This is a genomic window from Paenibacillus sp. FSL H7-0442 (assembly GCF_038593105.1).
Lineage (GTDB): Bacteria > Bacillota > Bacilli > Paenibacillales > Paenibacillaceae > Paenibacillus > Paenibacillus polymyxa_D.
Genome location: NZ_CP151963.1, coordinates 1,823,766 through 1,841,072 on the forward strand (window position 1 = coordinate 1,823,766; position 17,307 = coordinate 1,841,072).

Annotated in this window: 19 protein-coding genes, 2 tRNA genes and 1 pseudogene; 13 read left to right on the plus strand and 9 right to left on the minus strand. The window is 43.1% G+C overall.

Annotated elements, in window-relative coordinates; genetic code table 11:
- Nucleotides 1-6 precede the first annotated feature (6 nt).
- Both coaE and MHH57_RS08290 read left to right on the plus strand, forming a co-directional pair.
- Nucleotides 7-603: a dephospho-CoA kinase gene (coaE, locus tag MHH57_RS08285; protein WP_039269909.1), complete on the plus strand. Its 597-nt coding sequence runs from the start codon at nucleotides 7-9 to the stop codon at nucleotides 601-603.
- Nucleotides 600-1,163, plus strand: coding sequence for a lytic transglycosylase domain-containing protein (locus MHH57_RS08290; protein ID WP_029516633.1), 564 nt, complete (start codon nucleotides 600-602; stop codon nucleotides 1,161-1,163). Before coaE ends, MHH57_RS08290 begins: the two co-directional genes overlap by 4 nt.
- A gap of 116 nt (nucleotides 1,164-1,279) precedes the next feature.
- Here the strand turns inward: MHH57_RS08290 and MHH57_RS08295 are convergent, their stop codons facing one another.
- Nucleotides 1,280-1,504, minus strand: coding sequence for an alpha/beta-type small acid-soluble spore protein (locus MHH57_RS08295; RefSeq protein WP_025685069.1), 225 nt, complete (start codon nucleotides 1,502-1,504; stop codon nucleotides 1,280-1,282).
- Between the two features lie 105 nt (nucleotides 1,505-1,609).
- Here MHH57_RS08295 and nrdR point away from each other — a divergent pair, with 105 nt between their 5' ends.
- The 3 genes from nrdR (at nucleotide 1,610) to MHH57_RS08310 (ending at nucleotide 2,367) form a co-directional block, all read left to right on the plus strand.
- Nucleotides 1,610-2,077 carry a transcriptional regulator NrdR gene (nrdR, locus tag MHH57_RS08300; RefSeq protein WP_013309614.1) on the plus strand — a complete coding sequence of 156 codons (468 nt, stop codon included), beginning with the start codon at nucleotides 1,610-1,612 and terminating at the stop codon, nucleotides 2,075-2,077.
- A gap of 129 nt (nucleotides 2,078-2,206) precedes the next feature.
- A tRNA-Ala gene (locus MHH57_RS08305) sits at nucleotides 2,207-2,282 on the plus strand.
- A gap of 12 nt (nucleotides 2,283-2,294) precedes the next feature.
- Nucleotides 2,295-2,367: transfer RNA gene (locus tag MHH57_RS08310), tRNA-Lys, on the plus strand.
- 157 nt (nucleotides 2,368-2,524) lie between these two features.
- Here the strand turns inward: MHH57_RS08310 and MHH57_RS08315 are convergent.
- From MHH57_RS08315 to MHH57_RS08325, 3 genes are read right to left on the minus strand one after another with little or no spacing between them, the layout of a single operon-like run.
- Nucleotides 2,525-3,529, minus strand: coding sequence for an alpha/beta hydrolase (locus MHH57_RS08315; protein WP_318626763.1), 1,005 nt, complete (start codon nucleotides 3,527-3,529; stop codon nucleotides 2,525-2,527).
- Nucleotides 3,526-4,176, minus strand: coding sequence for a GNAT family N-acetyltransferase (locus MHH57_RS08320; protein WP_165145305.1), 651 nt, complete (start codon nucleotides 4,174-4,176; stop codon nucleotides 3,526-3,528). The genes MHH57_RS08315 and MHH57_RS08320 overlap by 4 nt, the downstream gene beginning before the upstream one ends.
- Before the next feature lie 16 nt (nucleotides 4,177-4,192).
- Entirely contained in the window at nucleotides 4,193-4,948 is a 756-nt protein-coding gene (locus MHH57_RS08325) for a MerR family transcriptional regulator (RefSeq protein WP_069011193.1), read from the minus strand.
- A gap of 228 nt (nucleotides 4,949-5,176) precedes the next feature.
- On the opposite strand from MHH57_RS08325, the gene MHH57_RS08330 reads away from it, so the two are divergent.
- The 4 genes from MHH57_RS08330 (at nucleotide 5,177) to MHH57_RS08345 (ending at nucleotide 7,411) form a co-directional block, all read left to right on the plus strand.
- Nucleotides 5,177-6,055 carry a radical SAM/SPASM domain-containing protein gene (locus MHH57_RS08330; RefSeq protein WP_049816948.1) on the plus strand — a complete coding sequence of 293 codons (879 nt, stop codon included), beginning with the start codon at nucleotides 5,177-5,179 and terminating at the stop codon, nucleotides 6,053-6,055.
- 234 nt (nucleotides 6,056-6,289) lie between these two features.
- The gene (locus MHH57_RS08335) at nucleotides 6,290-6,469 is read left to right on the plus strand and encodes a hypothetical protein (RefSeq protein ID WP_029516636.1); all 180 of its coding nucleotides are present in this window, start codon (nucleotides 6,290-6,292) and stop codon (nucleotides 6,467-6,469) included.
- 32 nt (nucleotides 6,470-6,501) lie between these two features.
- Nucleotides 6,502-6,840, plus strand: a complete 339-nt coding sequence (locus MHH57_RS08340) for a hypothetical protein (protein WP_340884945.1) — start codon at nucleotides 6,502-6,504, stop codon at nucleotides 6,838-6,840.
- A gap of 10 nt (nucleotides 6,841-6,850) precedes the next feature.
- Nucleotides 6,851-7,411 carry an ABC transporter substrate-binding protein gene (locus MHH57_RS08345; RefSeq protein WP_029516638.1) on the plus strand — a complete coding sequence of 187 codons (561 nt, stop codon included), beginning with the start codon at nucleotides 6,851-6,853 and terminating at the stop codon, nucleotides 7,409-7,411.
- Between the two features lie 127 nt (nucleotides 7,412-7,538).
- Here the strand turns inward: MHH57_RS08345 and MHH57_RS08350 are convergent, their stop codons facing one another.
- The 4 genes and pseudogenes from MHH57_RS08350 to MHH57_RS08365 all read right to left on the minus strand — a co-directional run bounded on the left by MHH57_RS08350 (nucleotide 7,539) and on the right by MHH57_RS08365 (nucleotide 10,828).
- Complete coding sequence (locus tag MHH57_RS08350) at nucleotides 7,539-8,675, minus strand: hypothetical protein (protein ID WP_069012187.1); 1,137 nt, start codon at nucleotides 8,673-8,675, stop codon at nucleotides 7,539-7,541.
- Nucleotides 8,676-8,786: 111 nt separating this feature from the next.
- A complete protein-coding gene (locus tag MHH57_RS08355) occupies nucleotides 8,787-9,176 on the minus strand; it encodes a DUF4183 domain-containing protein (protein WP_245249091.1) in 390 nt (129 codons plus the stop codon).
- A gap of 88 nt (nucleotides 9,177-9,264) precedes the next feature.
- Nucleotides 9,265-10,077, minus strand: a pseudogene (locus MHH57_RS08360) (DNA alkylation repair protein).
- A gap of 76 nt (nucleotides 10,078-10,153) precedes the next feature.
- Complete coding sequence (locus MHH57_RS08365; RefSeq protein WP_209949828.1) at nucleotides 10,154-10,828, minus strand: Crp/Fnr family transcriptional regulator; 675 nt, start codon at nucleotides 10,826-10,828, stop codon at nucleotides 10,154-10,156.
- A 206-nt stretch (nucleotides 10,829-11,034) separates the two neighbouring features.
- Between MHH57_RS08365 and MHH57_RS08370 the strand changes: the two genes are divergently transcribed.
- From MHH57_RS08370 to MHH57_RS08385, 4 genes are all read left to right on the plus strand, one after another.
- Nucleotides 11,035-12,117: an ankyrin repeat domain-containing protein gene (locus MHH57_RS08370; RefSeq protein ID WP_069012184.1), complete on the plus strand. Its 1,083-nt coding sequence runs from the start codon at nucleotides 11,035-11,037 to the stop codon at nucleotides 12,115-12,117.
- 407 nt (nucleotides 12,118-12,524) lie between these two features.
- Nucleotides 12,525-13,271: a DeoR/GlpR family DNA-binding transcription regulator gene (locus MHH57_RS08375; protein ID WP_029516644.1), complete on the plus strand. Its 747-nt coding sequence runs from the start codon at nucleotides 12,525-12,527 to the stop codon at nucleotides 13,269-13,271.
- Nucleotides 13,272-13,273: 2 nt separating this feature from the next.
- Nucleotides 13,274-14,185, plus strand: a complete 912-nt coding sequence (gene pfkB, locus MHH57_RS08380) for a 1-phosphofructokinase (RefSeq protein ID WP_029516645.1) — start codon at nucleotides 13,274-13,276, stop codon at nucleotides 14,183-14,185.
- Between the two features lie 67 nt (nucleotides 14,186-14,252).
- The gene (locus tag MHH57_RS08385; protein WP_029516646.1) at nucleotides 14,253-16,181 is read left to right on the plus strand and encodes a fructose-specific PTS transporter subunit EIIC; all 1,929 of its coding nucleotides are present in this window, start codon (nucleotides 14,253-14,255) and stop codon (nucleotides 16,179-16,181) included.
- Between the two features lie 153 nt (nucleotides 16,182-16,334).
- Here MHH57_RS08385 and MHH57_RS08390 read toward each other — a convergent pair whose 3' ends face one another.
- On the minus strand, nucleotides 16,335-17,210 hold the full coding sequence (locus MHH57_RS08390; protein ID WP_342435013.1) for a LysR family transcriptional regulator: 876 nt from the start codon (nucleotides 17,208-17,210) through the stop codon (nucleotides 16,335-16,337).
- Nucleotides 17,211-17,307 lie beyond the last annotated feature (97 nt).

Consider the following 17,307-nt stretch of genomic DNA (forward strand, 5'->3'; position numbering starts at 1 on the left):
AAGAGCATGAATATCGGATTAACCGGAGGTATTGCTACCGGAAAAAGCACCGTGTCGGCTCTTTTGGTCGCCAAAGGTGCGCTGCTGATCGACGCAGATGCCATTGCCCGGGAAGTGATGCTTCCGGGGCATCCGGTGTTGGCGGCGGTCATACAGCATTTTGGACAAGCTATAGTGAACAGTGACGGAACTCTGCATCGCAAAAAGCTGGGAGAGATTGTATTCGGAGACCCTGCCCAGCGGCAGGCACTTAACGATATTACACATCCTGCTATTCGTGAGGAAATGCGTATGCGCATGGAAGCATTCGAACGGGAACAGCCGAACAAGCTTGTTTTGGCAGATATTCCGTTACTGTACGAGTCGGGGCTTGAGAGCTTGTACGAGGAAATTATGGTTGTGTACGTACCACGTGATATTCAGCTCCAGCGTCTGGTGCTCAGAGACGGTCTGACGGAGGAGCAAGCTGGACTTCGGCTGTCCGCACAAATGGATATTGAGCAAAAGAAAAGCTTGGCCGATATCGTTATTGATAATAGCGGAACACAGACTGAGACGAAGCGACAAATTGATCAATTTTGGCAGCGGAAGGGACTTGCATGAATATTTTGCGAAAGAAAAGAGTCCTGCTCATTTTGTTTGTCGGGTTTGTCCTGATTCTATTCCTTAATTCAAATTGGATGTCTTGGTTCTATCCAATTCAATATAAGGATGAGATTCGGCAGTATTCACAGACGTATGAAGTAGACCCATTTTTGGTGGCGTCTATTATCCGTGTAGAAACCAATTTTAAAACCAGTAAGCAGTCACATAAGGGGGCGCTAGGGCTGATGCAGATTATGCCGAATACGGCAAATTGGATTATGGACAGCGCCCAGATTCAAAAGGTTCCGCTGGACAGTGTCAAGCACGAGCCTGGCACCAATATTGAGCTGGGAACCTGGTATTTGCATAACCTATCCATAAAGTTTCAGGATAATCCTGTAGCAATCGTAGCTGCTTACAATGCAGGGCCGGGTAAAGTTCAAGAGTGGCTGGATAAGGGAGTGTGGGATGGAAAAGAAGAGTCCATCAAGCAAATCCCTTTTGGTGAAACACGACATTATGTACAGCGGGTCATTTATTACTACAGGCAATACACGAAAATTTATAATGATTTTTAAATCCAAGTTAATGACATGATGAGCTTTTCGCTTTAAAATGAAAAAAGCGTTGGACAGGCTGTTTTTACCAGCCCATCCAGACACTTTTTCTTGTTATTTTTGCATTATTACCGCGATTATTGGTATTGACCTGCCAATTGTTGTTCGGCGATCGTTACGAGGCGTTTTGTGATGTAGCCCCCGATCGAACCGTTCTCATAGGAAGTCATATTACCTTGGTATCCATCTTGAGGAATGCTGATACCCAACTCTTGAGCGATTTCAAATTTCATTTGCTCCAGAGCGCCGGAGGATCTGCTGACTACCAGATTGTTGGAGTTGCCATTGTTTCCTTGTGCCATTGTTGTTCACCTCCTCGCGATATGGTAAACATATTATGATCTGTTTTGACAAAATTATTACTAAAAGTCTTCGGGAATTTATTGGAAAAAGAAAGTGGTGAGATTATGAAATGTCCGTATTGTGCCTACAATGGCACGAAAGTGCTGGATTCGCGACCTGCGAATGATAACAAGTCCATCCGTCGCCGCCGTGAATGTGAGCAGTGTGCCAGGCGTTTTACCACCTTTGAAATGGTGGAGGAAACCCCTCTCATGGTCATCAAAAAAGACGGCAGCCGTGAAGAGTTTAGTCGTGATAAAATGCTGCGCGGTCTCATTCGAGCCTGCGAGAAGCGTCCAGTATCCGTCGAGCAACTGGATATGATCGTATCCCAGGTGGAGAATGCTATCCGCAACACAGCAGCCACAGAAGTGGATAGCCAGCAGATTGGTGAGCTGGTCATGGAACAGCTCTACCCAGTGGATGAAGTCGCCTACGTACGTTTTGCGTCCGTCTATCGTCAGTTTAAAGACATCAATATGTTTATGAAGGAACTGAAAACACTGTTATCTAAAGATACAGCCAGCGACTGATCGCTGACTGTATCTTTTCTGGGCCATGAAGGGAGAAAATTATATTTTTTTATAAAAGTATTGACACAGGGTTAAATATTTTATATGATATAGAAGTCGCTTGAAACGTTGATAAAACTTGCTTATGATGGGGCCTTAGCTCAGCTGGGAGAGCGCATCGCTGGCAGCGATGAGGTCAGGGGTTCGATCCCCCTAGGCTCCACCAAACTTTTATTATGGACTCTTAGCTCAGTTGGTAGAGCAGTTGACTCTTAATCAATTGGTCCAGGGTTCGAGTCCCTGAGAGTCCATCCTTTTAGAAAAACGGCAGAGATGCCGTTTTTTTGTTGTTTATAGATCTATTCCCAGTCTAACCGAGAACAGTTATGAGTTGAATGAGCGCGTAACTGAATGCACAGAAAACAGATCCTAGCATATTCAAAAGAAGTTTGGAAAAAACATCATTGTTTAACGCTCACTTACATAATTGGCAAGGATTTCGAGATACTCGTCATTCACCAATTTTCTTGGGGCGAATACGGCTGTTAAAAAAGTTAGAGATTTTGAACGCGCGATTTTTTCATCCATCATGGAGTGGTCGGCTTCAGGTAAATGAATCACGGACAGTAGCTCTGCGGGGATTTTCTGGTGATAGACTCGCTCGGTATCCTTTACATCAACATTAATATCTTTTCCAGCCAGAACCAAGAGTACAGGAGAATGGAAGTGACTTAATTCTTCGGTGGAATCAGACAGAAAATTTTTGCGTATAAAGCTCCATCTTTCTTTGGAAATCATATCGTCAGGATCGGCTATGCTTAGATATTCTTCATAAGAAGCCTGTCTTTTCAGTAACTGTAGAATCTCTTGATCGTAGTTCAATGTCTTTTGAATTTCTTGCGGAGTAACTCCTTCTCGCTCCAGTTCTTTTCTGGTATTAAATTGTCCTTGGGAAATCCAGTTCACGGCAGGCGATACAAGGATGCTGAATGCAATATCATGCTCCTCTTTAACGATCTTCGGAATGACCCATCCTGCTTGACTGGCTCCCCATAGGCCGATTTTTTGCTTATCAATCATAGGTAAGCTTCTTGCCCAGTCTATTGCATATCGGATCTCCTGTGCGCGGTCCTCCATGCTTTGGGCGAGCCAATTGCCAGGAGCGCTGTTAATACCGGGCTTATTCAGTGACAAGGAGGCATAACCCTTGGAAGCGAACTTTTCCCACAGTGGTTTGTATCCATCATCATAGGTGTCATTAATAGGACCATCCCCATGGACAAAAATAACCAATCCAATTTTTCCCGAGTAGTTTTTAGGCAAAGTTAATGTACCTGTTAACAGCCCTTTAGGTGTCGTGATTTGTATTTTTTCTTCTGTCATCTTGTAGGAATTTTGATATAGAACAATGAGTACCAAGGCAACAGCCAGAGCTGCCGCAATACCAAAAGTAAGCTTGAGTGTTTTTTTCAATGATGCTCTCTCCTCGAATGCAGGTTCTCTTGCCAACTCATCAGATGCCATACAGGCTCCTTGAACCAAAAATGCCGTAACCCATTATATTTGGATTGTTTTACTTCAAACGCCAGTTGGTGATACAAACGGATAGCCCCTTGGTTCTTATGCGCTACGTGAAGCGTCAATGCATGAAAACCAGATTCAACCGAAAATTGCTGTGCGAAAGCTACAAGATGGCGTCCTATTCCCTGATTACGATGACTTGAACGAATCGCCAAATGATCAATGTAACACTCATTTGCAGCAGGGGTATACTCTAGCGCATGCATACCTGCCAAAAATTTAAATACATTGAAACAACCAAACTGCTTTAGGAGCGGAGTCAAAGAAATGGGGTTTGTTTCAGGAAGTGAAGAGTAGGAGGGTTTCCATTTAAGGGAAAGAACACCGATAACTTCTTCGTTTTCTTTGGCTACAAATTGTTTCATAGATGTAGAATAAGGATTTTGAACCCAAACCTGCATTAACAACTGCTGTGTAGCTTGATCCTCTAGTGTAACAAGAGATTGGAATTTTGCTTTAAACGATTCGACTAAAAGACTGCAAACAGCTTCATGGTCTTGTTTCTGGTATGCAACAATGTCAAAAGATTTTGCACTCATGTAACACCTCCAAGATTTATTCTACTTTGACTTGAATTTCATATTGTAGCTTGTTGTTGTCGAACATCGAAAGATAAGATTTTTCTACTAGAATGATCTTGCTTTGGCAGTTATATTGGTGATGAGCTACATATCGTTCCATTTGTTTGATCTCATAATCAATCTCAGGTTCTTCAATGACGGAAAGATGCTTATAAAGATAGTTGCCTTCTTCCAGAATATAGTCAGCCACATCCGCCGTTTCATAACACAGCTTCAACTGTCCAGCATCAGGCAAGTAATGCATGTCATTTTCAAATAATCGAGGTGGGGCAGGGCGGTGTTCAAATAGGTTTCCGGCAGTGAACTCTTGACCATTCTCTAATGCAAACCATAGCTTTAAATGACGGGGACCTAATCGTTTGACTTGATACTCATCGCCCTGCTGGGTCCGATTATTATATTCTTCTAACACTTTGTGAATAAACTGTTCATGCATCTTTAAGTTAGCTATTTCAGCTTGTACTTTTTGCAACGAATGCTCTAAAAGCTGGTTATAATCATCGGCAGCATAGGAAGTCATACATTCTTGAATCTGACCGACAGGGACATTTAATTTACGTAGTAATAAAATATGCGATAGCTGATAAATCTCATGAAGCCCGTACATCCGATATTGATTTTCTTCAGTATGTGATGGATAGAGGATTCCCTTTTCTTCAAAATATCGCAGTTGATGTACAGATACATTCATAAGCTGAGCAAGCTGGCTGATCGTAATGTGTTCTTTCAATGAGAGGACTCCTTACTGATATTTGAATAACTCCACTATAAACCTTAGGTCAGACCTAGGGTCAATAGAAAATATCAAACAAATCTTGGATAGGCGTAGGTGTCGAGCATTTGATGCCCACACCAAGGGGGAGACTGGAGAGTTTACCTGTCGGTAATAACCCGTTATAATCATAAGATTAGTGAGCATAAACAAGATGCTCAGGATGAAGGTTAGAATGGGGAAATCATGTTGAAAACTTTTAAAAAGGTATACATTGAGATAACGAGCATTTGCAATCTCGCATGCAGCTTTTGTCCTCAAACACAGCGTGTCAAAAAATTTATTGATCCGGAAGTTTTTCGAAATGTGCTTGATCAGGTCAAACCACATACAGATTATATCTATTTGCATGTAAAAGGAGAGCCGTTGCTCCATCCGAAAATTGATCTTTTACTGGAAAGTGCTCATGAGAAAGGCTTAAAGGTCAATATTACCACTAATGGTACCTTGCTGCCGAAGACCGAACATAAGCTGCTTGGGCAACCAGCGCTGCGTCAGATGAACTTCTCTCTCCATAGTTTTGACGGACATGAAGGCTCCGTGGATCGAGAAGGATATTTGGGTAATATCTTCACGTTTGTAAGAGAAGCGGTGAAACACAATGTCATTATTTCGTTCCGTCTCTGGAACTTGACTGAAGATAATTTGACTAATGTGCAGCGTCAGCGCAACCGGGAAACACTTGAACGACTGGAGCAAGAGTTTGGACTGGACTATCGGATTGAGGAAAAGGTGATACCGGGTAGTGGGGTCAAAATTGCACCAAACGTTTATTTGAATCAGGACCACGAATTTGAATGGCCGAGCCTCAGTGCCCCGGAAGATGACGGAAAAGGCTTTTGCCATGCACTCCGTAGCCAAGCAGCGATATTGGTGGATGGAACGGTGGTCCCTTGCTGTCTGGATGGAGAAGGTGTCATTAATTTAGGTAACGTGCATGAGCAATCTTTTTCCGACATTGTGGAAGGGGAGCGTGCAAATCGTCTGTACTTCGGGTTCTCCAAAAGAGAAGCGGTAGAAGAGTTATGCCGAAAATGCGGGTACCGCAAACGATTTGGAACATAGTCATACAGGTAGAGCTTTAATCGACAGTAGAATGAATCGCAAGAAAGATAGCCCTTTTGCAGGGCTTTTTTACTTATATTTTGATATATACATAATTAATGGTTTTAAACTGTTCAGAGGAAGTTGGATATATTCGATTGCTTGTGAGAATGATTATCAATTATAATAAATTTAATTCTGATAGGACGGAATAAGAATTGAAGGAACGGTTTGGATGGGGGCTGAGCGGTAGTAATGAAGTTGAACGATCACATTTTGCTGTGGAATCATGTTTTTATACAGGTGATGGATGTTCGTCATAGGAAGATCGAAAAAGGAGAGGAGCTTCGAGCCTATCGACTTCCTGCCAGTGCGTTCTTATATGCCGTGCGTGGAAGCGCACGGGTACGGTTGGATACAGTATTCACAGGATAGAGCGTTTCCATGTACTGCATGGCGGAAAAGGAATGTGCCTGAGTATCCTAGCGGAGGATGTGCTTGAATATTACATCATTTTGTACAGGGCGACGTTGGCCCTGCCTGATCGCAAAGAGATAGCACAATTGCTGGAAAAGGGAAATCCCTTTCAGAATCAGTATGCTTTCGCACCACATTACCCGCTGTCCCTGTACGAGAAAGTGAAGCTGTTGGAGCAAGAATGGCGTGGAGCTTCTGGACTTGGCAAACTGCATGTTAAAGCCTTGTTTCATCAATTTGTATACGAGTTGTTGCAGCAGTTGTATTGGCAGGGCATCGAACCTCTTAAGCCCGACCTTGTATCGCAGGCTCATGCACGGAAGAGTTAAAATAACGGCCATGATGATTATGCTGTGTTTATCATTGATGCTGGGAGCTTGCTCGGCTCCGACGAATACAAATGGAAGTTCGCAAACGAAGGCTAATCATACAGCGACAACATCCAACAGCGATGGACAAGCGGCAGTGCAAGCACTGGATAAATTCCGTAGAATCAGTGAAATCTTTGGCAAGCAGAAAGAAGCCGAGCAGTGGATTACTGAATACGAGAAGAAAGCTGCAGAGGCCAGAATGAAAATTCAAGGTATCGTTAAGGACGGAGAGACGGTTTCAATTGTACAAGTCGCCAATAAATCGATATATGTTTTGGCAGCGAAAGGCGGCAATTACGGAAGTCCGACCATTTATCAGATGCTAAAGCTGCCACCTACCAAGAAGGCATTGAATATGAAAGAAGGATTTGAAAATATTTCACTTGAGGTTTTACCCGAGTATATGGGAGATCACATCTTTGTATACGGTTCAGAAGATGAAGGGGCTAATCAGATTCTGCATAGTGAGCTATGGAAAGGCCTTCAGCTGGATACCATAGTTAATCTCTTATTAGCCCACAAAAAATAAAAGGATGTACAAGTAACATCTCCTATCTAAACAAGGGGAAGCTTTTAGAATTTCAAGCTGTGATAGTCATATAGACAAAATCCGCTTAACACAAAGATTCCTAAGTGTTTGGCGGATTTTATCATGTCTATATTTCTTCTTCTCTGTATGTTTTGGTGTATCTTTGAAATTCAGATTTTTGATTATCGTAATAATCAGCTCTCGTCCAAAAAATAATTTGAGAGAATGAGTCGGAATGTTCCAAATAAGTGATTAGATATACAATTTTTACTTTATCACTCTCTACCCATACTTCGTATTGCAAGCCTTGATTCCCGTTTATATTGACCTTTACTGGTCCTGTCGAAATAATCCCTTTTCCAGACCTTTTGAGTACTAATTGAGCTGAAAACTCAGCGTAATCTTTTAATGTGATCATTGAGGATTTCTCATACGGCAGTTCAGATTTCCAATCCTTGATGATCGTCATGTATGCATCGTTTTTTTCATACCAAGCTTGAATTAGCGCATCTGGATTAAGAATTAAACCAGTCTTCCATATATAAGGGAGACGAATTTGTTGCGTGGCATCTTCACTTTTAAATGTTTTCAAAATAGTTGTTGAGCGAAGGTCTGGCTTAACTTGTGAGTCGCTTAAGACTTTCAAGGAGCTGGCTATAGTTGCAAATTCGTGATGTTGTTCTACTGCAGAGCCTCCCCTTGAATAGATTAATACTTGAAGATAGTGCTGCTTACTCTCTAACATGGCACTGAAGTAATAGACCTGTTGGCCATTGTATTTCCCGCTATAATCGGCTGTTCTGGCGGTTGTGGAATCAATCTGGATTGGGGTAGTATCCACAGCCTTAAAGTTTTCTAGGCCCAATGCGGAGATTTCTTCACGTTGCTGTACGAATTCGTCGAGCGTCATATTATTTGCAAAAGCTGACTTGGGGACACGGAAAACCAGACCTACATTCTTTTTTTCTTTGTCACAAACACTAAGCACCGAATCCAGTTGTCCCTGTTTAAATTTACGCCAGCCAGCGGGAATGGTAAGAGCCACAAGATCCTTATCCGAGGTAACGGTATGAGGCAGCGACTCTGTGACGGGTAGAACAGGCTGACTTTCTTTGTCTACAACTGTTGTACTATGAGTCGCATTGTCTACATCAGAATTTGTTTGGACTGCAGTTGCAGCATTTTTTGAGGTGCAGCTGGTAAGCATGAGCACTGCGATCAGTGCAATAACATAAAATCGGAAATGCGCAAAATTGAATTTCATGGAAATAACTCCCTCTGTTTCATATTTACAAAGGAAATTTTACCCTTTTATAAAATTATAAAAAAGAGGCGTTTGTCCTGTTTTACGTAGCTCAGTCGCTTATGGTAGTCGTTACTGAACATTGTTGACAGAGGTTGAGGAGGCACTAGAGTTGAAATTAATAACTTCAACGACTACTGTCGCGCCAACAATCAGGCCTGTATTTATAATTAGGTTTGTAGCAGAAAGCGTTGTTAAGCCGCCTCGCTGCAACGTCCCATTTACAAATACATTGTAGTATCCGCTACTGGTCGGAACAACAAGACTGTTTGTCGCGACTGAAGTACCACTATCATTCATGAAATATTGTGCTGGGATAGTGGTCACTCCACCAAATATATTACCAAGCACGACAATAGCTGTGTAACGATTAACCACTGGAGTGACATTGATACTTGTTGTGATAGCAATGTTTCCAGATACGATACTGTCTGCTTCCAGATAGATTTGAATAATAGACATAGGAATTCCTCATTCCTAATACTCCAGATAAATATCATAGTTTATGTGAATATTCTAGATATGGATTGGATGGGGAGGAGTCTTCTAATTATTTCTCTTTGTTCAAGCTTCTTTGGGCCCGGGTTACTATTCGCTTCGTTTCTTTAGTATCCGAAGCCATCAGCCATGCATTACAAACTTGAAGAACTCATTCCGGGCTGGTTTTGCTGGCATCATTCAACCAATTGCCAACGGAGTCCTGGACATATTTGACCGGATCGGACTGAACAGCCTCCAAGAGCGGAAGAGCCAACTCGGGATGTTCTTTTAGTTCAGGGATGTGCTTGGCCCAAACGCCTTGTGGTCGGGTTAATTCAATGGCAAAACGACGTATGTTAGCATCCTCATCTCGCACCCAACTGTCTAACAGGGCAAGCCCTTCAAGCAGTTGCAAGGATATGGATTCTCTCACGGCCATCCAGGCTATTTCACGTACTCCGAAATGGGAATCCGCTGCAAAGGGGCGAATGCCAGCCAATTTTTCCTCTACACTTAAACAGGGATCAACCCCGATGATGTAGGCAGCCCAGCAGCGAATGCTGTCTGAAAGATGCGAGGCCATCGCATCAAAGATGCGAATACGTTCTTCTATCGCTTGTTGCTCAAACACATGAAGCCACGCTCGCGCGATTGCGGGTATCATTTTCATGATCTTCTTTTCCTTCAGCTCATTCAATTCGGTCAGGAAGACATCGGATGATTGCTGCAAGCCAAATTCATCAAGAGTATTTTGTAATAGTACAACATGATCGACAGCCAGCCATTCGGTGAGATTCACCGTCTGAAGCCGCCCTTGCTGTAGCAGCTGAAGCACATCACTAGGAATATCTGACCCTTTGCGAGCACCTTTTCGTTGTAACATTTCATCCACTCCATATCGTAAATTGTCTGATAGGTATACGATACTTTTTTGGGTTGGAGTATAGATGTAATGTAGTTTACAACTTCACTAACTTTTCGCGATGGATGTAAATCGTCTTAAAGCCGGTTTTAATGACCTTTTCTTTGACAAGCTCCTGAAGAGCAGCTGTTACAGCCTCACGGGTGGCCCCGACCAGATTCGCAATTTCTTGATGAGAGAGAGGGAAATTGATTTTGCAATACTCATCACGGCTTTGGAGGGCGAACTGATCGGACAATTTCAGAAGAATATACAAAATTTTATCCTGTAAATTTCCCAAAGCTAAATGCTGGGCCAGACTGCTCATTCCTGAAATTCGGTCACTTAACACCTTGATCATGTTCATCATGAACCTGGGATGTTCTATTAAAAAATGCTCGAATCGGTCTTTGTCCATACGGCAGATATCGCATTCTTCTATCGTTTCTATATACATCTCCCTTGTTCCTAGTGAAATCATATCCATTTCACCAAATACATTTCCCTCGCGGAGGATATCCAAAGTAAATTGCTTCCCGTCAGCATTTAGCTTATATAGACGTACTTTGCCCTTTTTCACAAAATAAAGTCCCTCGGAAAAGGTCTCTGGAGTTTGTATAAAGTTTCTTTTCGGTATAGTCGTAATGGAGGTCATTTGATCCATTTCAATTAAATCTTCTAATGAGAGACTATGAAGCAAATTAAATTGGGACAAATATTGAATGCTATTCATATGTTCTCCTTTTCGGTTGCACAGGGTATACAGAATCATAATACAATTATAGCTTCTATAAGGTATTTTGACCTCTATTACTCACTTGTTTGCGATAGAGTGAATAATGAATTTTGGGGAATCTGTTGGATTTATATAAAAGAGAGGTTGGTATAAAATAGATATACATGATTAATAGTAGATACATAAAGAGTGAGGTAATAACCATGATTAAATTAAAAGATGTAGGCAATTTCAAGGTTCTTCCTGAGATAGCGATGCATATCGTTCAAGGCAATATATCTGCTTTACGCCAGGCGCTGACCGAAGGCTGGGATATAGAACAAGGGATCGTACTCAGCAAATATACGACATTAAGTCCACTGGATATTACACTCATCACTGGGCAAATGGAAGTCTTGAAGCTACTGGTCGATGAGGGGGTTCAACTTAATGTAAAGGATAATCCCGCATTCCTGACGGCTGTTCGCTATGGTACCGAAGAGGTTGTCCGTTATGTGGTCGCCCATGGCGCCAAGCTGGACGGTAAAAATCATGTCAAATCTGGTGCTTATGAGCAAGCCTACTACGGTAACAAAAGTAATATGCTGCTTATCCATGAGCTGGGCCTCGATATGAAGCAGCATGCTGGAGCAACACTCCGCAACGCAGTTAGTGAGCATGACTTGAAAACAGTAGCTTTACTATTGGAACATGGCGTAGATATTAATTTCAATGCCCCTAATATGGTATATCCATATAAAGCCACGCCTTTGACAGTGGCGGCGCGCAACAACGATTTTTCGATGGTGAAGTATTTGGTTCAGCTAGGCGCTGATGTGACGCTGGCAGAAAAAGATGGAGAACGGGCATATACAATTGCACTAAGTAATAAAAACGTAGAAATGGCTGAGTATTTAAAGTCTGTAGAGCCTCCGGCATTTCATAATCTGGAAAATAAACGACATGCTTTGAAAAGCTACAAGCTTCCGAAGGATTTAATAGCCTTTCTGACAGGGAATCAACTCCGTGTGAACCTGCCAGAAAATGATCTTGATATTCAATTTGTTGAGTTCTTTTCAATTATCGATACGGTTGAGATGAAGGTAGGTCGGCAAAAGCTGTTGCGTCTGTCTCTAAACGTAGATAATTACTCGGATATTATATTGGTGTGGAATCCAAAGCAGAAGTGCCTGGGTTATTATGACGAGGAGCATCAGGAATATGCGGATGTGTGCAGCTTTGCTGAGTTTCTTGCACAGCCGGAAGATTATCTGGAGAAGATTATTGAGGGTGAATATGTATCATAACAAGGTGAGCCATGAATGCGGTATGCACGCAGTCATGGCTCTTGTTATTTTAAAATACAGCACTAGTGTACACAGGTGCCTAATGCTCATCAGGAATGGTTACGTATGAGCTTAATGAGGTTTCAGGGAAATTGGGACGAATTGTGCGCATAATGGTAAAATAGTACTGATGGAAGCTTTAGAACGTTTTTGAACGTTTACTGCTGAATTCCTATGTAAGAAGAATGAATTTACATAAAAGTAGATGAATTTTCTTTAAAATGTAAACGCAATCATGTCGATTAGAGCGGGAATTCACCATTTTGTAAAAAAATGAAGTTGGAATGAATTTTTTTGAATCTTTTTGGAGAAAAATGATTGTTTTTTATCAGGTTTGTGGTACGATATAAACAGTTGGGGGAATGAAGATGCTGACGGAGGAAAGATACAAGTTAATAATACAGCGCTTACAAGAACGTGGTGTTGTAAAGTTGCAGGAATTGGCTGATCTGTTGGGAGCTTCTGAATCAACAATTCGGCGCGATTTGATAGATCTTGAGGGCCGTCAGTTGCTAAAACGGATTCATGGTGGGGCAACCTTACTGAATCAGAAAAGTCAGGAACCTGGCATGGAAGAAAAAACATTCAAAAACGTTCAACAAAAAAACGCAGTCGCCCGCATGGCAGCCAAAGAAATTTTGGATGGCGAATGTATTTATCTGGATGCGGGAACAACAACGATGGCGATGATTCCTTACATTGAAGCTAAAGACGTGACGGTCGTGACGAATGGTCTATCCCACGTAGAAGCACTGGTAAGTAAAAGAATCAGAAGCTATCTACTGGGAGGGATGATGAAAATTCATACCAAAGCCGTAATTGGCAGTATTGCCCTACAAAATTTGGACAATTTTCGATTCGACAAGTGCTTTCTAGGAACGAACGGGGTGGATATGGAAATGGGGTATACAACTCCTGATCCTGAAGAGGCGCTAATCAAGCGGCGAGCCCATCAGTTGTCAGGCAAAACGTATGTGTTGGCCGATTCCAGCAAAATTGGAGAAGTAACCTTCGCCAAACTGTTCGAGCTCAAGGAAGCTATACTTATTACCGAATCGATGCCAGAACGCTCACGCCGATCCATCGCTCAGAAAACTAAGATAATCGAGGGATAACAATGATATATACAGTAACGCTGAACCCTTCCATTGATTATATCGTGGAAGTTGACGATTTGAAGCTTGGTGATTTGAACCGGATGAAACGTGATTTGAAATTGCCAGGTGGTAAAGGAATTAATGTATCACGTGTACTAAACCAGCTGGGAGCAGATAGCACGGCGATCGGCTTTCTAGGAGGATTCACAGGCAGGTTTATCGACGATACATTGCGGGAAGAATCCATTAAAACTGATTTTGTAATGATCGAAGATGACACACGGATTAACATTAAACTCAAGCATGGCGATGAAACGGAAATTAACGGTTTGGGACCTGTGATTCGTGAGCAAGAGGCCGATGCGTTGGTGCAAAAGCTGGCCGCACTCCAGAAAAATGACATTGTCGTCTTGTCGGGAAGTATCCCGCCGTCACTTGGAGGAGACTTCTATGATCGGCTGATTAGCGTATGCCAGCAAACTGGGGCTGAATTCGTCATCGACACCACAGGTGAGGCGCTGATGAAGGCACTGGTTCATAAACCGCTGCTCATCAAGCCAAATCACCACGAGTTGGCTGAGTTGTTTGGCGTAACTATTCACTCAAAGGAGGAGATCGTCACTTACGGTCGTAAGCTGCTGGAAGCAGGTGCAAAAAATGTACTGATTTCCATGGCAGGAGAAGGGGCTTTGTTCATTACGGCAGATGAAGTGTATCACGCAAATGTACCAGCAGGAACGGTTAAAAATTCTGTAGGCGCAGGTGATTCAATGATTGCTGGATTCGTGGGTACGCTGGCTCTTCATGGCGATCCGATCGAAGCATTCCGTGCAGGAGTGGCATCCGGAAGCGCAACTGCGTTTTCCGATGATCTGGCTACTAGAGAGAAAATTGAACAATTACGGCCGCAAGTCACGATTTCAAAACGGTAATCCGGCTGCATCATGAGCTTATTATGCGTGTATCGACACGCTGACCGAACTTAGGAGAGTGTGAAAAATGAGAATAACAGACCTGATGATTAAAGAAACGATGATCATGGACCTGCAGGCGACGACAAAGGACGAGGCGATTGAGGAGCTCATCGCTAGTCTCGAAGCAAGTGGACGTATTAATGACCGTGCCTTGTTTAAAGAAATGATTTACAAACGTGAAGCAGAGTCCAGCACTGGAATCGGCGGCGGCATTGCGATGCCGCATGCCAAGACCAAAGCTGTGAATGAAGCGACTGTCGTTTTCGCCAAAAGCAGTAAAGGCGTAGAATTCGAATCGTTGGACGGTGAGCCGGCAAAAGTGTTCTTTATGATTGCGGCTCCAGAGGGGGCAGCAAATACGCATCTTCGCACACTGGCAGCCCTTTCCCGGCTCTTAATTGATACCGATTTTATCGGGAACCTTATGAAAACGCAAACACCGGATGAAGTATCTGTGTTGTTTGATACCAAGCAGGCGGAAGAAGAAGCTGCCAAAAAAGCAAAAGAGGCTAAGAAAGAGGCAGCCAAAGCGCAGCAAACGCCAGACGTTATCGTTGGCAATCCGAATTCTGACGAGTTTGTGGTTGCAGTGACCGCTTGTCCTACAGGCATTGCACACACGTTTATGGCTGAAGATGCTCTTATTAAGAAAGCGAAAGAAATGGGTGTAAATATCCGTGTAGAGACGAATGGCTCGGAAGGCGCACAAAACGTACTGACAGCGGATGAAATTCGTCGTGCCAAAGGAGTAATCGTCGCAGCTGACAAGAAGGTTGAAATGGCCAGATTTGACGGTAAACCTGTATTACAAAGACCGGTAAGTGACGGTATTCGTAAATCTGAGGAACTGATCCGCAAAGCGCTGAACGGCGATGCGCCAATTTATCGTAGTGAAGGTAAAGGCAGCGCTGAAGAGTCGAAAGCGGAGAAGAGCAGCGTAGGCAGCAAAATCTACAAGGATTTAATGAACGGTATTTCTCATATGCTACCATTCGTTGTAGGCGGGGGGATCTTGCTAGCCATTTCCTTCTTGATTGAACAGGTAGCGGGAGAAGATAATGTATTCTTCCAACTGTTACAAACGATTGGCGGCGGAACAGGTGCGTTCCACTTCCTGATTCCGATACTGGCCGGATTTATCGCGATGAGTATTGGAGACCGCCCGGCACTGATGCCAGGTATGGTTGGGGGTCTGATGGCTGTAAACTCCAATGCAGGTTTCCTTGGCGGTCTGGCAGCAGGTTTTCTGGCTGGTTATGTGGTGATCTTCCTGCGTAAAGCTTTTGCAGGTCTACCAAAAACGCTGGATGGTTTAAAACCAATCTTGTTATACCCGGTATTCGGACTCCTAATTACAGGCGCGATTATGTTCTACCTGTTTGATCCAATTTTCGGTGGTATTAATACGTGGCTTGTCAACGTTCTGAACAATTTAGGAACAGGTAATGCAGTTATTTTGGGTCTGATCCTGGGCGGAATGATGTCGATTGACATGGGTGGACCTTTCAACAAGGCAGCTTACGCATTTTCGATCGGTGTCTTTACTTCCAGTGGTAACACGAACGGAGCTATGATGGCGGCTGTTATGGCGGGCGGCATGGTACCTCCGCTGGCAATCGCATTAGCTTCGACGTTCTTCAAAAATAAGTTTACTGAGCAAGAGCGCAAGTCTGGCTTGACGAACTATGTACTTGGATTGTCCTTCATTACGGAAGGAGCCATTCCATTCGCAGCTGCTGATCCTCTGCGTGTCTTAACCTCTTGTATTGTAGGTTCAGCGATTGCTGGTGGTCTGACGCAGTTCTGGCAAATCAATCTTCCAGCTCCACATGGCGGAATTTTTGTAGCAGCTCTTGCCAATCATGCTTTGCTGTTCTTGCTTGCAGTGGTGATTGGTTCCGTAATTTCCGCGCTCATTCTGGGACTGTGGAAAAAACCGCTTGAAGCGAAATAACAGGTATGACAACAAGAGTATAAAAATAAAGAGAGGGCCACATTTTCTTAGGCCTTCAAAATAGTAAAGCCGCTAAACACCAGGTTTCTGAGTGTTTAGCGGCTTTTTCTTTATGCAAAGATGATATAACTTATTAGTAGTCTTGCATAGATGCTATAGCCTGCAAAGCTCCTTAACCAGCTGTATAAATAGCTTTCGGGCCGAAGACATATACTGCTGGTGATGGTTGTTTTGTAATAGTCCAACGGCAATATTAGGGTCTGTTAACTGGAGGGGGACGGTGACCAGTTCCTCCGGCAAAGGCATTGACGATAGAACCACTCCAACTGAAGGAATCGTTTTTACGAACGTGGGGATCGACGAGATTTGACTGACAGTATAAAAAAACGGCATCGACGGGAAGTGTGAAAGCTCTTTCTCCAGTCGTATATGGTACAAGCAGTTCTTACCTCCAACGATAAGCGGATACGCGTACAGATCTTCGAGCTGAAGCTCACTTTTTGCCGCGAAGGGATGATTACGGGACACAATAAAGGCGATGTGTTCGTGATATATGGATTCAAAGTGTAAGGAAGGAATGGAGTGAGGTTCCCCAGAGATAGCAAAATCCAGCTTACCATCCACCAAAGCATGTGCGAGTGCATCCGTGTTTCCAACTGTAAAATGACACGTAATATTCGGTTTATGCTCTCGAAACTGCTGCAGAGCCAAGGGGAGTAAGGTAGCCGCTACCGTTTCAAACACACCGATATGGAGCGTGCCGATCTCCTCCTTTTTCAGCGACTTCGCCTGGTCCATTACAAAATTCCAATGCTGAATAAGTCCGTCTATCTCCTCGGCATATAGTTTGCCCGGGGACGTTAACTCCGCATCCCAACCCCTTTTAAAAAGTTGAAATCCCAGCTCTTTTTCAAGCCTCTGGATTTGGTTCGTGACTGTAGACTGAGCGTAGTTTAATTTGACAGCAGCTTTTGAAAACGTTCCTTCTTCGATTATGGTACGAAATGTAGTTAATTCTTTCAGATCCACGCTTGCTCATCTCCATCGATGAAATTGAATATATTTATGATTATTTTCAATTATACAGATGAAGGGTAGAGGAGTACAATCATCTTATCCCAACGGA

Excerpts from the sequence above, each read along its gene's own strand:
- nrdR (WP_013309614.1), top strand. The coding sequence starts at position 1,610 with ATGAAATGTCCGTATTGTGCCTACAATGGCACGAAAGTGCTGGATTCG.
- MHH57_RS08385 (WP_029516646.1), top strand. The coding sequence starts at position 14,253 with ATGAGAATAACAGACCTGATGATTAAAGAAACGATGATCATGGACCTG.
- MHH57_RS08295 (WP_025685069.1), bottom strand. The coding sequence starts at position 1,504 with ATGGCACAAGGAAACAATGGCAACTCCAACAATCTGGTAGTCAGCAGA.
- MHH57_RS08375 (WP_029516644.1), top strand. The coding sequence starts at position 12,525 with ATGCTGACGGAGGAAAGATACAAGTTAATAATACAGCGCTTACAAGAA.
- MHH57_RS08320 (WP_165145305.1), bottom strand. The coding sequence starts at position 4,176 with ATGAGTGCAAAATCTTTTGACATTGTTGCATACCAGAAACAAGACCAT.
- MHH57_RS08365 (WP_209949828.1), bottom strand. The coding sequence starts at position 10,828 with ATGAATAGCATTCAATATTTGTCCCAATTTAATTTGCTTCATAGTCTC.
- MHH57_RS08340 (WP_340884945.1), top strand. The coding sequence starts at position 6,502 with ATGTGCCTGAGTATCCTAGCGGAGGATGTGCTTGAATATTACATCATT.
- MHH57_RS08345 (WP_029516638.1), top strand. The coding sequence starts at position 6,851 with ATGATGATTATGCTGTGTTTATCATTGATGCTGGGAGCTTGCTCGGCT.
- coaE (WP_039269909.1), top strand. The coding sequence starts at position 7 with ATGAATATCGGATTAACCGGAGGTATTGCTACCGGAAAAAGCACCGTG.
- MHH57_RS08350 (WP_069012187.1), bottom strand. The coding sequence starts at position 8,675 with ATGAAATTCAATTTTGCGCATTTCCGATTTTATGTTATTGCACTGATC.
- pfkB (WP_029516645.1), top strand. The coding sequence starts at position 13,274 with ATGATATATACAGTAACGCTGAACCCTTCCATTGATTATATCGTGGAA.
- MHH57_RS08335 (WP_029516636.1), top strand. The coding sequence starts at position 6,290 with ATGAAGTTGAACGATCACATTTTGCTGTGGAATCATGTTTTTATACAG.
- MHH57_RS08355 (WP_245249091.1), bottom strand. The coding sequence starts at position 9,176 with ATGTCTATTATTCAAATCTATCTGGAAGCAGACAGTATCGTATCTGGA.
- MHH57_RS08330 (WP_049816948.1), top strand. The coding sequence starts at position 5,177 with ATGTTGAAAACTTTTAAAAAGGTATACATTGAGATAACGAGCATTTGC.
- MHH57_RS08370 (WP_069012184.1), top strand. The coding sequence starts at position 11,035 with ATGATTAAATTAAAAGATGTAGGCAATTTCAAGGTTCTTCCTGAGATA.
- MHH57_RS08290 (WP_029516633.1), top strand. The coding sequence starts at position 600 with ATGAATATTTTGCGAAAGAAAAGAGTCCTGCTCATTTTGTTTGTCGGG.